This is a genomic window from Candidatus Borreliella tachyglossi (genome assembly GCF_003076595.1).
In the GTDB taxonomy this organism is placed as follows: Bacteria; Spirochaetota; Spirochaetia; order Borreliales; family Borreliaceae; genus Borrelia; species Borrelia tachyglossi.
This window is the reverse complement of record NZ_CP025785.1, coordinates 273,856-289,157: the sequence shown is the minus strand read 5'-3', so window position 1 is coordinate 289,157 and position 15,302 is coordinate 273,856. Positions and strand designations below refer to the sequence as shown.

Here is a 15,302-nt window from a genome sequence, read left to right as displayed (position 1 = left end):
ATGCCTAGTAGTATCAATTTTTCCGATTTTTGTAATGATATGAAGGATTATCTAGAAAGAGAGAATAATGTTAATTTAATAGAGGTGGAAGCAGATACTTTAGAGGAAGCTTTAAATGACGCTTCTTTAGAGCTTTCAATTCCTTATAAAGATTTAGATTATGAGGTACTGGAGAGAGGAAGTAATGGGATATTGGGGTACGGTAAGAGAAAATGGAGGATAATTGCTTATAGTAATTCTTATGCAAAATTTGGTATTTCTGATGTTTTCAGTTCAAAAGAAGGAGACGATGAAGTTTTATCATTAGATGGCAAGTTTTTTGTCAGAAAGGCTGCCAAGGGTGTGTTTTTAAAGGTTGTTGGTCCTAAGGGATATGGAATTGCTGTTAATCCTCAAGATGTAATGGATAGTTTATATTTGTGCAATGGCATTAAGGATTTAAATAAAGATTTTATTCAATCTGTAGTTGAGAATGCCAATGGCAAGTATGAACAAGTAGCTGCTTTTGATGCTGATCCATCTGAAAGTGTGACTATGATGGTTCAGATATCAGAAGATTCAATGTCCGTCACTATTGAATTTACTGGCCCTGGGCCTAATGGTTCTGAGATTCTGGAAAGAGATATTCATAATATGCTTAAAAAATATGGTATATCAGATCGAGCATTTCTTCAGGACAGAATAGAAGAGTTTGTAGATTTTCCTTTTTATGGTGAGCCAGTTGAAATGGCAAGAGGAGTAAAGCCTGTTAAGGGAAGGGATTCATATATTAATTTTATTTTTGAAAAGCAGCATTCCAGCGATCATGATACTTTGGGTTCTGGATTTAGAAATGTTAATGAAGGAGATACGTTAGCGGAAATTATACCCTTTTCAAAAGGTGTTAATGGATATACTGTTTTTGGGAAAATATTGGAAGCAGATGATGGTAAAGATCTGGAATTTGTTTTAGGAGAGAATACTTTCAGAGACAAGACTAGAATTATTGCAAAGTGTGATGGATATATGTCTGTTGTAAGTGGTGTGATTTCTGTTCATGATGTTTATGTTGTTGAGGGTGATGTTGGGCCTGGAACTGGGAATATAGTAAATAATAGTATGGTAATTGTTAAGGGGAATGTTTTAGATGGGTATAATATTATAGCTAAGAGTGGGATAGAGGTGAATGGCCTTGTTGGTAGATGTAATTTAAGAACGGAGGGATCCATTGTGCTTCGAAGTGGAGCTAATGGAAAGGGTTATTCAGAGATTTATTCAAAGGGCGATATTAAGTCTAAATTTTTAGAAAATATTAATATAAGATGTGAAGGTAATGTTGAGGTTGTGAGAGGAATTGTTAATTCTTCAGTGTCTTGCAAAAGCAAGGTTCTTTGTCTTGGAAAGAAGTCTAAGATAGTTGGTTCTAAGATTCATGCAAGAGAGGAGATTCGGGCTTATTCTATTGGGTCTGAAGGTAATGCTGAGACTGTTGCTGCTGTTGGATATGATCCTGAAATAAAAGATTTGTTGTCTAAATTTACTGAGTATCTTGTAAAAATTGAGAAACGGTTGGAAGTTTTAACAAAAGATATTTCTGTTTTAAAGAAGAGTATTTCACATACTACTGACAAGGCTGAGAAGTCTTTAAAAATAGACAGCTGTAACGAGTTTATTAATGAGAGGAACATTCTAATTTTGGAAATAAAAATGGTCAAAGATAAGCAACAAAGTTTGCAAGATGCTCTTGAATATAGTAAAGTTGATGGCAAGATTTTTGTTGAGTATAAGGCTTATGCTGGAGTTAAAATGCATATTAAGGATGCTTATTATGAGCTTTCAAAGGATTATAATAATGTCACTTTTGTAGAAGATGACAATATTATTAAGACAGTGGCTTATATACCTTTTAAGTCTAAGTAGATTCTAAACTGTAGAGGGGCTTTATGGATATTAATGGTTCATCTGAGGTTGCAAAGGTAATTATACAGAGTGCTTTTAAGGTTAGTGAACTTTCAAATGAAGAGTTAAGGAAAAAAAAGATACAGGACGATAAAAATTTGAGTTCAGCTCAAGGCAAGGGGTATCATATTGACTCTGAAGTCAATAGTATATATCCTACTAACGAAATAAAGGGTGATGATGTAAAGTATTTTGCGTGCTCAAAGGTTAAAGTTAGTGAAAAAAATATAGGCGGTTTATATGATGGTAATTTTGATGATCCAAAAATTGGGAGAAATATTGATATTGAGAGATAGTTTAAGTTAGAGCATTCTTATGTTAATGGTTTTTTGTTTTATTTTGATTATATTTGTTTTTATATATTTTCATGTTTATATTAGTTTGAAAATAAAATCTAATAGTATACTTAGGAAATTTAGAAGTGAGGTAGATAAAACTATTATTGAGATCAATCAAGCCACGGATAGAAATATAAATATCATTGAAATAAAGATTGAAAGCTTAAATAGAATTATTAAGGAAGTTGATGAGAGAATAGAAATACTCGATCAGAGACTATTAGGATTTAATGCTAATTCAGTTTCAATGAATAATAATTTTGGAATGAAAGGTGATGTTAGTGTTTATAAAAATAGTCTAGATTATACGATACCTACTATTGAGAAAAATATAATAAAAGAAGGGTATAATATCCGCCAGCAAGTTGTGTCTCTTTATGAGCAAGGGATGTCTTTGGAACTTATTGCCAAGAAATTGAAATTAGATTTAGGTGAGATTGAGTTGATTATTTCAATTCATAAGGGTAGCTGATGAAAAGGTGGATAGGCATAGATCTTGGAACTACAAATACTGTAGCAACTTATTTTGACACTAATTCTAGAGTGATATTAAATGATAGAGGCGAGAGAATTACACCTTCTGTTGTGTCTTTTACAGATTCTGGTGTCATTATCGGTAGTGCTGCTAAACATCAGATGTTAGTAAATCCAGATAAAACTTTTTATAACTTTAAAGTTAATATAGGTACTGGAATTTCTTATAAGGTAGGCAGTAGGTCATATAGAGCTGAGGATATTGCTTCTTATTTACTTTTAAATATTAAAAAAAATGCTGAGAAATTTTTGGAAACAGAGGTGCGTGATGTTGTTATAACTGTTCCTGCTTATTTCTCTGAAGTGCAAAGAAGAGGAGTGGTAGAAGCTGCAAGTCTTGCTGGATTAGATTGTCGGGAAATACTTAATGAGCCAACAGCAGCAGCTTTATATTATGCTTTTGAAAAGCAAATAGATGGTTTGTTCTTGGTGTATGATCTTGGTGGCGGAACTTTTGATGTTACTCTTTTAGAAAACCAAAATGACACTTACACTGTGCTATCAATCAAGGGTGAGAATAAACTTGGCGGGAATGATTTTAATCATGTCATAGAAAAGCATGTTTTAAGCAATTTTAAAATAGAGTACATTGATATTGATTTAGAGGATATTGTTCTTCTTGAGCAAATAAGAGAGAGGATTGAGGAAGCTAAAAAGAATTTGTCTATTATGGATGAGGTTAATATTGTATTGCCTTTTCTTGATGGGAAACATTTAAATTATACTCTCAGAAGAGATGATTTTAATTTTATGATAAGGGAATTTATAGATAAGACTATTAATCTTACGAACGAGTGCATCACTGATGCGGGGATTGACCTTGAGAGGATCTCAAAAATAATACTCTCAGGAGGTTCGACAAGGATTCCCTATGTTAAGCAGAGGTTAAAAGAGGCTTTTCCTAAGGTTGAGGTGCTAGATTCCCTAAATCAAGATGAAGTCGTTGCGAGTGGAGCGGGAATTCAGGCTTTTAGTCTTTCAAACGATAGATCCCTTGTTGAATTTAGAGATGTAACACCTTATTCTCTTGGTATTGAAACTCGCAATGATGGGTTTTTTGTATTAATTGAGAGGAATACTCCACTACCAGTTTGCGAGAGGAAGATAGTTACAACAACTAACGATTATCAAGAAGAGATTGAAGTGCATGTACTTCAGGGCGAATATAAAAGGGCTTCCCTAAATTATTCTATAGGTAGGCTTTTCTTTAGTAGTATACAGAAAGTTTTAAAAGGTATTCCAAAGATAGAAATACTTTTTAGTTTGGATGAAAGTGGTATTTTAAGTGTTTCTGCAATTGATTTAGATACTAATGCTTCTAGATCAATTGAAATAAGAATCACAAGTGCTTCTGACAATAGAATGCACAGAGATGGCGTTGTTAAATTTTTAGAAGGCATTGACTCTAGTGGAGTAGCAGAGGATGAAATTGAATTATTTGAGGAATCTATTTTAGATGAGATAGATTAGTTTTCTAATCATAAGATAGAGATTTATTAGAGTCTATATATTATTTTGCCAACTATATTATTAATGTCTATGAACCCATAGTCTCTTGAATCGAGAGAGACTTGTCTATTTTCTCCTATTACTAGGTAATAATTATTTGGAATTGATGTGTTTTGTAATTTTTGCAGATGTTTTTCATCTATGTTAAAGTTTAAATTGGCTACGCGTATTATATTTTTTTGTAACTTTATAAAGTTTTCTCCTGGTATGGCAAAAATTTTTTTAACAGATATCTTGTTTGTGATAGGGTCTTTAATAATTATTATATCATTTTTTTTAGGTGTGACCCATAGCAATATATATTTTTCTTTGCCGTTTAGTCTTATTCCATAAGCTAAGTTATTGCTTATTATCCAATTTTTTTCTAAAAGTATTGGTAACATTGAAGAACCTTTTACTAAGTGAAAAGATAGAAATATATCGATAATTGTTAGCATTAGTAGCGAAGCTAGGAAAACAGATGCTATATCATGTTTGTAAATTTTGATCATTTCAGCAACTTTTTAATCATAATAAGGCTTCTTATTGTATAATAAGCCTTATTATGATTATATCAAAAAAGGATCAGAATGTAGCAAAAAGAAATAGAAATTTTTTATTTGATGGTAAGACTAAAGGAGGTGATCTTGAATTAAAAGATTTTAGTAAAGTTCGTAATCATCATAGAAAAAAAAGAACTAAGTTTTCTCGATTTATCAATTTTCTTAAAAAACCTTTTTGTGTAATTAAATTATTAGTTTTAAATTTAGTTAAGTTTAAAACAATAACCATTGATCATTATAAGTATAAGTATTCTTATAAGAATGTTGGACTTAAAGATTATAATAGTAGTCTAGATTACAATGTTATTTTTGGATTTAATGCAATAATATTTGTTTTGATATTAGTATTTTACTTGGATATTTTTTCATATTATGGTTCGTATATTTTCCTAAATAGATTGAGATTTCCTAAAGATTATTTTATTGATACTTTTTTGTACTATAGTGATCAGGATTTAAGTCAGATCAATAATTATATATTTGGATCAAATATAGATAATTATGATTCATTAAAGAAACCTTTTATTTTAAATGTAGTTGAGCATAAAATTAAGCCAGGAGAGACGCTTTCTCATATTGCGTCTAAGTATAGTATAACAAGTGAAACTTTAATCTCTTATAATAATATTAAAGATGTTAGAAATATTAGGCCTAATTTAGTTATTAGTGTCCCTAATATGAAGGGAATCCTTTATACCGTTGAGAGGAATGATTCTCTCTCAACTATTGCAAATAAGTATAACATTTCCAAAGTAGATATTCTTGATGCTAATAATCTTGATAACGAAGTTCTTGCTTTGGGTCAAAAATTGTTTATTCCAGGAGGCAGGATGCCTAAGGAGATGCTTAGAGATGCTTTGGGAGAAACTTTTCTCTTCCCGACTCAAGGGATTATTACATCAGGATATGGGTATCGTCCCGACCCTTTTACAAGAGTTATTAGTTTTCACAATGGAATTGATATTGCAAATGTGGCTAATACGCCCATTTTGGCAGCAAAAGAGGGTATTGTAGTGACAGCTGGGTTTAATGCGGGAGGATATGGTAAATATATTGTTATCTCACATAATCATGGTTTTCAAACCCTTTATGCCCATTTAAGTTCTTTTGCGGTTAAAGTTGGTCAAAAAGTTTCAAGAGGACAAGTAATAGGGCGCATGGGAAGTACAGGATATAGTACGGGCAATCATTTACATTTCACTATTTTTAAAGATGGAAAAACAGAAAATCCCATGAAATACCTTAAATAAATTAGCTATACTTTGATATATTAATTCTTTTGAGTATTTGTATTAATTTTTTTCCTTCTATGAGGTCAATTAGTCTGCCTTCAACCATTTGTTTGGCTTTTGAAGAAAATGTGGCGGGTGCAATACATAGCCCTTTTAATTTGTTCTCTTTAGTTTTTGAAATAAGATCTTTTAAGAATAATTCTCCAAACAATTCTTGCTCTGTCCTTACAAATCTCACTATTAAATTTTCTTCCCATTGATTATTTGCAAGTTGAAAATTGATGTCTATAAATTGTGAAGTTACTTCATTTATCTTTGAATCTCTGACTTGAAAGTTATTTTTATACAGTTTAAGGATAATTTCATTGGCTAGCTTTTCAAATTTTTCTTTTGGACTTTTAAGGTATACTCTTAATGATAGATTTTCGTTTAATCTTTTACTAAATTCTAGTTTTTCACTAATTTTTTTGTAGTTTGGGTCGGTTCTTTCAACTTGAGAAAAAGCTTCAACTGCTTTTTGGTAGTTTGCACGTTCTATGTAAAGTTCACCCAGTTTATAAAAGAGTTCTACGAATATTTTCTTAGGTAAATCAGGTTTTACTTTAATTATTTCTTTAACATTTTCTTCTAATTTTTCCAGATTGTTATTTTTTGAATGAATTTCAGATTCAATTAAAAGAGATTCGTATATCATTCCATCTCTGTGTCTTAGCTTATTTGCGATCTCCAGTGCAAGATAGTATTGGTTTAGCTGAGATAGAGATTTGGCATATATTAACAAGCTATTTGCATCATCTTGTATGTAGTTTTTTATGCTATTAAATATTCCAATAGCTTTGTTGTAATTCTCCATATAAAAGAGAGCTATTCCTATGTATTTTAAAGCATCATTATTGTTTTTATCAAATTTATATATTTTTGTGAGATAATGTAGGGCTTCTTTGTAATATTCATTTTTCAGAAAGGCTATTCCAAGATAATAGGTGACATCCATGTTATTCTTTTGCAGTACATATGCCTTTTTAAGGAACTCTAATGCCTCTCGATTAAAGCCTCTCTCAAGATTATAAAAACCGTAACTTAAGAAAGCCTTAAAAGAGTCTATGTCTTGGCTTATGGGATTTTCTTCTATAAGTTGGCACAATTTTTTGGCATATTTAATTCCGTTTTCAGAATCTTTATTGGCATAATAATGTTGGTTTAAAATTTGAAGAGCACTTATTTCATTTGGATTTGTTTTTAATATACTTGCAGCTTTTTCTATTAATTTTTTTGTTCTGTCTATTTTTTTGCCATGCATACCTTTTTCTCTTATTTGTGAGGCTTTTATTGCAAGTTTGAAAAATAAAAATACCAGAATAGATACGGTAAATGAGGAAATTGTTATGAATAATGGCAACACCTAAAATCCCCCTAAAAAACATATTTAGTAACATCATTAAAAATGATACGTTATAATCAACATATTATTGTTTTTAATAAAAAATCACTTATAAGTTGAATATAAATATTACTTATATTATATTATAGTTATAATTATTATACATGAATTTGTTTCTTGTAAGAAAACAAAGAGGTTGGAATTCTTGAAAGGGTTTTTAGCAATAAGACTTTCTAGTAATGAATATTTTCCACTTTTAAAGTTAGGTGATATTTCTGTAAAAAAGGTGGTATTAGGTAAATTAGATGAAACTAATGTTAAACTAGATCTTTATATTAGTGAGTATGAAGATTTTATGTATCCTTTTTTTGTTGGGTCTTTTTTCTTAGATAATCTTAAGGTAGAAAGTTCTAGTATGAATGTTTATTTTAGAATAGATTCTATGATGCTTTATGTTTATGGTGAGTGTGATGGAATTGAGAATAAAGCTAAGTTTGATTTAGGCTTGATTAACTTTGGCGTAGATTCGGGAGAATTTAGTGAATCTTTAGAGAATGAGCAATTAAGTGACAAACCTGTTTTGGGTACTAGTGATGTGGATCTTGAAGAGGTGTCTGTTAAGGAATTAGACAGTGTTTTGAATCAAGATAAGGCAGATGCTCTGGATGTTAGCTTAGATAATGTCGATGATTTACTTAATTCTAGTGAATTAGATCCTGTGAGTGAAGATAGCATCATTAACAAGGATGATCAAGATATGTCATTTGATTCTTGGGATTCAGATCATAAGGAATTAGTTGATGATACTCTGGATTTTGACTCTAATCTTAATTTGGATATTGAGTTTAAGAGAGATTATTTTGAAAATAATGTGAATGAGCGTAAACAAATTGATGGGAAGGATGCTAATTTTAATTCTGATAATAATGTTGTGAGATTCATTGAGAATGAGGATAGTAATTTTAGTGGTGTTAATGTACCTATTTTGAAAGATTCTGATGATTTGAGTGTTGAAGATATTATTGCAGATATTGATAAAGGTTTAAAAGACAGCTCATTTGATAGTGATACTTTGGATTTTAGTGAGGACTTTACGAGAGGTGTTGACAAAAATCGATTGGATTCAAATTCTGGAGGGAGTCTTGTGCAAACCCCTATGCTTTATTTAAGTCTTGTTTCCTTATTTCTTTTGATATTCTTTTCATTATTTTTGGTTTTTTCTAAAGTGTTAAACCCTCGAAATTTTAAGATTTCTTATTATTATGTTTACAAGGAAGAGAAAATTAAAAATTGTGAAGATAGTAGCTATGTTTAAGGAGCTTCCTTTTTTATTTAGGAAATTTGTCTCTGGATTTTTATGCTTACTCAGTTTATTATCTTGTACCTTAGAAGAAGAGTCTTTAAATGGAAATTTAATTAGGAAAAATTCAGGTGATTTTGATTTAAATCACCTGAATTGGTTATGGAATTTTGATTATTTGGGACAAAATTTTGATGAATACTTTGGGATAGATTCAAATTCTTATGTGTATATTGCCTATCTTTTTAAAAAAATAGGACATGAAGAAAAATTTAGGGAATATATGTTTAAAGCAATAGAGAGCAGTAATGATACTATATCTCAATTTGCCGGTGTTAAGCTTCTTGAATATTATAATTTAAGAAGAGAATATTTTGAATCTGAACTTATTGGACGGAAACTTTACAAAAAGTATGAGAATAATAAGTTTGTTGTATTGGGGTATTTTAAGAGTCTTTATTGGCAAAAAAAGAGTGATGAGGCACTTTTGATCTTAAATAAACTGGATAAACTGAATTTCTTGGAAGATCAAGAGAATGAAAATTTGTTATTTAAAGCAGTTCTTTATTCTAATATGTCTAATATTCATGAATCTTTGGTTTATTTTAGAAAGCTATTTGAAGATTTGCCAGCAGGATCTCTGCACATAAGAGCCCATGATTATTTTATCTTGGAGAATAGAATTAGTTATTTAAATCCAAACTTTTTAAATCTTGTTAAGTTTAAAGTCTTAGTGGCTAATGGGAATTTAAAGAGTGCAATAAATATATTAGATGATGATTTTAAGGAATATTATAATAATTTTATATTTTTAAATGATGTTTATAGGTCTTTTTTGAGTTCAGGCCAGATTGGTAAAGCGTTATCTTTTTTTAGTGAGTTGAATAGCATTTATAAGGAGTATTATTTAGGGATTATTAACTTGAGATTAAAAAAAGAAGTGGGTCTTTCTATCATATCTAAGTATTTGGCAAATACTGCTCTTGAAAATGAGACTTATAGACTAGAAATGCTTAATGAAATTTTTAGTAACTTGATATTTGTTAAAAGTGCAAGAAATTATTTTTCACAAAGCATAGCTAGATTTTATACTAAGAAGGATAGGGGTAATCTTTCATTTATTAAGATGCTAGATAAATATATTTTAGAAGCTATGCAGCTTGGGGATTATGATAATTTATACAAACTTTATTGTAATGGGAACGGTGTTATTGATAACACCGTTCTATCTAGACTTGCCTTTATTAATTCAAGACTTATATCTCATAAATTTATTAACCCTAAGTCAAGGGATGAGTATGGTGAACTTTTGCGTTCTGCTATTGAGTACAATAAGGCGTCTTATTCTTCGTTTATGAGCAAATATTTTTTGGATCAAAGCATAAACGATGTTTTTGAAAATGATTTAGATATTAATTATGAGAAGTCTGATTATGAGAAGTTTTTAGAGGGATTTTTGAAATTTAATTTACATTCTTATGCTAGTGCGTTTGTTGCTGATGATTTTAAGAACGGCTATAGGTTTGCACCCGAATTTTACCGTAAACTTTATGATGAACTTGTAAAACATGAATATTACTATGAATCTACACTTGCTATTAACTACCTTGTAAGGCAAGATAAATCAGCTTTAAATAGAGATGATTATAGGCGTATTTATCCTTATTTATATAGTTCTTTGGTTAAGTATTGGGCAAAAAGGAGAGACCTTGAGCCTAGCCTTGTATTTTCTTTAATAAAGGCCGAGAGTAGTTTTAAAAGAGATGCTGTATCTAAGCCTGGTGCCATTGGACTTATGCAAGTTATGCCTTTAACAGCAGTTGATATTTCTAAAGAGATTAAATATCATAGCTATGATTTGAGGAAACCTAAAGACAATGTGATCATCGGAACTTACTATTTAAAGAAGAGGATAGGAACAACAGGGGATGTATATAAGGCTCTTGCATCTTATAATGGTGGCATTGGGAATGTTCGCAAATGGGAGAAGGCTTATGGACATTTGCCTAGGGAGCTTTTCATTGAAGCGATTCCTTTTGGGCAAACTAGGAACTATGTTAAAAAAATATTAGTTTATTCTGTTTTTTATGATGCTTTATATGAGGGTAGGGGCATAGATTCTGTAGTAGAGTATATTATGGGTATATTTCCTAAGGGTAATTTGGGATTTGAGAATTAAATGGAAAATATTTTAAAGATTGTGATTTTAGGATTTGTTCAAGGAATTTCTGAGTTTTTGCCTGTATCTAGTTCGGGACATTTATTGCTTTTAAAAAAAGTTATGAATCTTGAAGTTCCAATGGTATTTGATATTTGCTTGCATTTAGCCACTGTTTTAGTTGTAATAATTTATTATAGAGAGCGAATATCAGAGCTTTTTCTAGTTTTAGTGAAATTTTTTTTAAGAAAAACTACGGAGATGGATTTAAGAAATCTAAAATTAATATTTCTTATACTAATAATTACCGTTATCACAGCTGTTATTGGAATTTTTATAGGAAGCTTTGAGGGAATGTTTACTCTTGAGTTTGCTTTAATTAATTTTTTTGCAACAGGTATTTTATTATTGCTGCTTGAATCTAGACTTTTGATTCTTAATTTTAGAACGAATATCTTATTTTCAGGAGTTTTTATTGGAATTATGCAGGGAATTGGTGCAATGCCTGGCATTTCTCGTTCAGGGATTACAATTTTTGCCTCAGTTTTGCTTGGGTTTAGCAGATACGAATCATTAGAGATTTCGTTCTTAGCTTTGATTCCTATTGTTTTTGGAAGTTTCTTGTTAAAATATAAGGGATTATTTGCCTCAGATATGCTTTTTAATGTTTTTGAAATAATTCTGGGAATAGTTATTGCTTTTATTGTGGGATTATTTTCAATAAATTTGCTTGTCAGAATGCTTAAACAAGCTAGGCTTTATTATTTTGCAGCTTATTTATTTATACTTTCAAGTATAATGTGTTTCTTTTTTTATTTTAGTAGAGTATGAAGAATTTTTATCAGTATTTTCAATTTCTGTTTTTTTTTATGTTAGCTATTATATCATTTTCGATTTTTGTAGCGTTGACTTCTATAGGAAATATATTTATATTTTTTATTTTTAATGTAATAGGTCAAATGTTGCTAAATACTTTTTCATTTTTATCATTTTATTTAATACTTTATCCTCTTGTAAATTGGTATGTTTATCGCAACAATATGCTAAGTAGACGGTTTATATTTAATTGGAATTATACGGTTATTTTGTTTTTTACTCTAACGTTTTGGTTAAAAATCAATTCTAGGCTAGAAGGTTCTAATTTTATTAATTGGTTTTTGAGTAATTTTGGAATATTACTTGGCAATTTTTTTATTTTTCTTATTTTGATTTTGGAATTTATTATTTGGATTTACTTAAATTATGTCTTTTTTAAGAATACTGGCTTTATCCTAGATACTTTACAGTTTTTAAGATTTAAGTTTAAAACCTTATTTGAAAGTATGTTTGCCTATTTTCCATTTTTAAGTCCTTTAAAGATTAAAAAAAACATTAAGGTTTATAAAGACTTTGATAGTGATATGGATGCTAACAAGCTATCTGATAAAAGAGAGAATATTATTAATGGTGAAGAGTATCAGGCTTTATGGTCTTTTAACACGTTTTTAAGAAATTCTAATAAACCTTCTAATATTGATTTAGATAAAACTGTTTTTAGTCAGTCAAAGAAATCAGATGAGATATTGATAAGAGAACAGTTATTGGAAAATCAATCTTTGCAAGATCCTCAGTTCGATTTGAAGTATAAACCAGTGGGATTTGAGAGTAATAGATTGGTAGCTAGCGGTAAAATTAAGGCTAGTGACATAAGGCATAAAGGAATAATAGATAGTATGTCCAAGATTGTGGATGAGGATATATTAGTAGATAAAGTTAGTAGCGGATATTATATAGATATTTCTGTTTTTGATCAACGAAAACCCAAAAGTGAGATTGAAGACATTGAGTATGAAAAAGAGATTCAGAAACAATCAATGATTTTGCAGGAAACTTTTCGAGAGTTTAATATTAATGCTAAGCTTATTGATGTTATCAAAGGTCCTGTTGTTACAATGTATGCTGTTCGTCCTGATAAGGGCATTAAGCTTTCAAGAATAACTTCTATATCTGATAATATTGCGCTAAGGCTTGCAGCAGTTAGGGTTAGAATTATTGCACCAATACCTGGGAAAGAAGCTGTAGGAATTGAGATTCCTAATAGAAGACGAGAATTTATTTTAATTTCAGAGATAATAGATAGTAAGGAATTTCAGGGTAATTTTACGGTACCTTTTGCGCTTGGTAAAGAGATCAGTGGAGGGAATATTGTTTTTGATCTTGTAACTGCTCCTCATCTTTTAATAGCAGGTGCCACTGGAGCTGGTAAGTCGGTTTGTGTTAATTCATTAATTACATCAATTATTTTTTCAAAATCACCAGATGAAGTTAAACTTATAATGATAGATCCTAAAATAGTTGAGCTTAAGCTTTTTAATGATATCCCACATTTATTAACACCGGTTATTACTGATGTCAGTAGAGCTTTGGAAGCTTTACGTTGGTGTTTGGATGAAATGGAGAGAAGATATGTTCTTCTTGATAATTTTCTTGTTAGAGATATTAATGCTTATAATAGGAAAATATTGGAAGATAGATTAAGTGAAGTAGCGTTACCTTATCTTGTAATCATTATTGATGAATTTGCGGATCTTATACTTTCTGCGAGAAAAGATTTAGAAAATTTGATTTCTAGACTTGCAGCTATGGCTAGAGCCGTTGGGATACACTTGGCTTTGGCTACTCAAAGGCCGTCTGTTGATGTTATTACGGGAGTAATAAAGGCTAACTTTCCGTCAAGAATTTCTTTTATGGTTGCTAGTGCTATGGATTCAAGGATAATTCTTGGGGTTTCTGGTGCTGAGAAACTTTTAGGAAAAGGAGATATGCTTTATGTAAGTCCTACTACACCATTTCCTCAAAGGATTCAAGGTGGATTTTTGAATGAGAAGGAAGTTTACAGGTTAGTTGAGGAGGTTAAGAAATTTGGTGCTCCAAATTATATCGATGATGAAATATTTATTGATAATGTTAGAGAGTCAGAGATTGTAGTTTTAGATCCCTCAGATGAGCCCATGTTTGAGGAGGCTCTTGAAATTGTTCGTTCTACTAAAAAAGCTTCTGCATCTTATTTGCAAAGACGCCTCAAGATAGGATATAATAGAGCTGCAAGGATTATCGAGCTTATGGAAGAACTTGGATATGTAGGTGCTATAAATGGCTCAAAACCACGGGATGTCTTTATTTGAATTTAATAAGGGATATTCCATATGAATATCCCTTATTAATTATCTTCCGATTTTTTGTTTTAATTTTCTTACTTTTTTCGCTTGTTTTCTTCTAAACGCTTTTTCTTTCTTTACTCGAATGGTGGACGGTTTCTCATAATATTCTCTTCTTTTCCATTCTCGAATGATTGCTTCTTTTTCTATCATTCTTTTAAAGCGTTTCAATGCTTTTTCCAGACCCTCATTTTTGTCCACATTGACAGTTGCCAAAAAATCACCCCCTTTTTACTCTATTCTTTTAATATTATTGATTATTTTATTTTTGTCAATAAGCATTTGCTCTAAGAAAAAATCTGGGTTTAACGCAACACCATTAATCCTAACTTCAAAGTGTAAATGGGGACCTGTTGAGAGTCCTGTGTTCCCAACATGACCAATATATTCACCTGTATTGACTATTTTGTTCTCTTTAACTCCAAATTTTGAGAGATGTAAATAAATTGTAAATACTCCCGGTAAATGTTGAATGATTACAGTTTTTCCAGTTATGTCTCTATCTCGTGCAAATACTATTTTCCCTCGACCAGCTGCGAAAATAGGTGTTTTTTCTTTTTTAAGAGGAGCGTAGTCTTTGCCATTATGTATTTGGTAGTTTGATATTTTTTTATTGCCTTGCATATAAATTCTTTGGTCACCATAAGGACTGGTTATTCTATATTGATCTTTTATTGGATGAACTAATGTATCATAGTGATATATTGTTATGTCTCCTACGTTTCCAATTATATTCCACAATATGAGAGCTTGTTCTTTTGCTCTAATTGACTTTTGACGCGTCACAAGAGTAGCTTTTTTTTTATCTAGTTTGATAGTTGTTTTTCTAAATTCAAATTTTTTTATCTCTATTTCTTTAATGTATTTTGTGTTTTCAAATTCTATTTCAATTTCTCTTTTGCCTTCTCTGATCATTGGTGTAATTCCTATTAGGGCTATATAGTATGTTTTATTTCCTACTTTAAATTGAAAAGGGGAAGAACTTAAGATAGGGTTTTTGGTTGTGCTTAAAAGGGATAGTTTTTTGAAATTTTTGTTGCTTGCAAAGTAGATACTGTCTCCCTGAAAAGCTTCTTTTTTATAACTAACTTTCGCGACCTCAGCAGTTATTAAATTTATATTTGATAATCCTAATATGCTTATAAGGAGGAAGGTTTTCATATTGATATTAAG

12 protein-coding genes and 1 pseudogene are annotated in these 15,302 nt (G+C 30.4%); 9 read left to right on the top strand and 4 right to left on the bottom strand.

Going from position 1 to position 15,302, the window contains the following annotated elements:
- The 4 genes and pseudogenes from CR532_RS01390 (at position 1) to CR532_RS01375 (ending at position 4,280) form a co-directional block, all read left to right on the top strand.
- Positions 1–1,899 (top strand): FapA family protein, encoded by a 1,899-nt coding sequence (locus tag CR532_RS01390; protein WP_108729058.1) that lies wholly within the window; start codon positions 1–3, stop codon positions 1,897–1,899.
- Positions 1,900–1,922: 23 nt separating this feature from the next.
- Positions 1,923–2,234, top strand: coding sequence for a hypothetical protein (locus tag CR532_RS01385; RefSeq protein ID WP_108729057.1), 312 nt, complete (start codon positions 1,923–1,925; stop codon positions 2,232–2,234).
- Positions 2,235–2,253: 19 nt separating this feature from the next.
- Positions 2,254–2,806 (top strand): annotated as a pseudogene (locus tag CR532_RS01380) (hypothetical protein).
- Positions 2,748–4,280 carry an Hsp70 family protein gene (locus CR532_RS01375; RefSeq protein ID WP_108729055.1) on the top strand — a complete coding sequence of 511 codons (1,533 nt, stop codon included), beginning with the start codon at positions 2,748–2,750 and terminating at the stop codon, positions 4,278–4,280. The pseudogene CR532_RS01380 and the gene CR532_RS01375 overlap by 59 nt, the downstream one beginning before the upstream one ends.
- Before the next feature lie 26 nt (positions 4,281–4,306).
- On the opposite strand, the gene lepB is transcribed toward CR532_RS01375, so the two are convergent.
- Positions 4,307–4,810, bottom strand: coding sequence for a signal peptidase I (lepB, locus tag CR532_RS01370; RefSeq protein WP_108729054.1), 504 nt, complete (start codon positions 4,808–4,810; stop codon positions 4,307–4,309).
- Between the two features lie 53 nt (positions 4,811–4,863).
- Here lepB and CR532_RS01365 point away from each other — a divergent pair, with 53 nt between their 5' ends.
- Entirely contained in the window at positions 4,864–6,111 is a 1,248-nt protein-coding gene (locus CR532_RS01365; RefSeq protein WP_108729053.1) for a peptidoglycan DD-metalloendopeptidase family protein, read from the top strand.
- 1 nt (position 6,112) lies between these two features.
- Here CR532_RS01365 and CR532_RS01360 read toward each other — a convergent pair whose 3' ends face one another.
- The gene (locus CR532_RS01360) at positions 6,113–7,495 is read right to left on the bottom strand and encodes a tetratricopeptide repeat protein (RefSeq protein WP_108729052.1); all 1,383 of its coding nucleotides are present in this window, start codon (positions 7,493–7,495) and stop codon (positions 6,113–6,115) included.
- A 184-nt stretch (positions 7,496–7,679) separates the two neighbouring features.
- On the opposite strand from CR532_RS01360, the gene CR532_RS01355 reads away from it, so the two are divergent.
- Genes CR532_RS01355 through CR532_RS01340 form a run of 4 tightly spaced genes read left to right on the top strand, consistent with a single transcriptional unit; the run spans position 7,680 to position 14,096 of the window.
- Positions 7,680–8,789, top strand: coding sequence for a hypothetical protein (locus CR532_RS01355; RefSeq protein ID WP_199911295.1), 1,110 nt, complete (start codon positions 7,680–7,682; stop codon positions 8,787–8,789).
- Positions 8,782–10,953: a flagellar assembly lytic transglycosylase gene (locus tag CR532_RS01350; RefSeq protein WP_234416434.1), complete on the top strand. Its 2,172-nt coding sequence runs from the start codon at positions 8,782–8,784 to the stop codon at positions 10,951–10,953. The genes CR532_RS01355 and CR532_RS01350 overlap by 8 nt, the downstream gene beginning before the upstream one ends.
- Positions 10,954–11,763 (top strand): undecaprenyl-diphosphate phosphatase, encoded by an 810-nt coding sequence (locus CR532_RS01345; protein ID WP_108729049.1) that lies wholly within the window; start codon positions 10,954–10,956, stop codon positions 11,761–11,763.
- A complete protein-coding gene (locus CR532_RS01340) occupies positions 11,760–14,096 on the top strand; it encodes a DNA translocase FtsK (protein ID WP_108729048.1) in 2,337 nt (778 codons plus the stop codon). Before CR532_RS01345 ends, CR532_RS01340 begins: the two co-directional genes overlap by 4 nt.
- A gap of 39 nt (positions 14,097–14,135) precedes the next feature.
- On the opposite strand, the gene rpsU is transcribed toward CR532_RS01340, so the two are convergent.
- Together rpsU and CR532_RS01330 are read right to left on the bottom strand one after the other, a co-directional pair.
- Positions 14,136–14,345, bottom strand: a complete 210-nt coding sequence (gene rpsU / locus CR532_RS01335) for a 30S ribosomal protein S21 (protein ID WP_108729047.1) — start codon at positions 14,343–14,345, stop codon at positions 14,136–14,138.
- Between the two features lie 15 nt (positions 14,346–14,360).
- Complete coding sequence (locus tag CR532_RS01330) at positions 14,361–15,290, bottom strand: M23 family metallopeptidase (RefSeq protein ID WP_199911294.1); 930 nt, start codon at positions 15,288–15,290, stop codon at positions 14,361–14,363.
- Between the last annotated feature and the right edge of the window lie 12 nt (positions 15,291–15,302).

Excerpts from the sequence above, each read along its gene's own strand:
- CR532_RS01390 (WP_108729058.1), top strand. The coding sequence starts at position 1 with ATGCCTAGTAGTATCAATTTTTCCGATTTTTGTAATGATATGAAGGAT.
- CR532_RS01385 (WP_108729057.1), top strand. The coding sequence starts at position 1,923 with ATGGATATTAATGGTTCATCTGAGGTTGCAAAGGTAATTATACAGAGT.
- CR532_RS01375 (WP_108729055.1), top strand. The coding sequence starts at position 2,748 with ATGAAAAGGTGGATAGGCATAGATCTTGGAACTACAAATACTGTAGCA.
- lepB (WP_108729054.1), bottom strand. The coding sequence starts at position 4,810 with ATGATCAAAATTTACAAACATGATATAGCATCTGTTTTCCTAGCTTCG.
- CR532_RS01365 (WP_108729053.1), top strand. The coding sequence starts at position 4,864 with ATGATTATATCAAAAAAGGATCAGAATGTAGCAAAAAGAAATAGAAAT.
- CR532_RS01350 (WP_234416434.1), top strand. The coding sequence starts at position 8,782 with ATGTTTAAGGAGCTTCCTTTTTTATTTAGGAAATTTGTCTCTGGATTT.
- CR532_RS01345 (WP_108729049.1), top strand. The coding sequence starts at position 10,954 with ATGGAAAATATTTTAAAGATTGTGATTTTAGGATTTGTTCAAGGAATT.
- CR532_RS01340 (WP_108729048.1), top strand. The coding sequence starts at position 11,760 with ATGAAGAATTTTTATCAGTATTTTCAATTTCTGTTTTTTTTTATGTTA.
- CR532_RS01330 (WP_199911294.1), bottom strand. The coding sequence starts at position 15,290 with ATGAAAACCTTCCTCCTTATAAGCATATTAGGATTATCAAATATAAAT.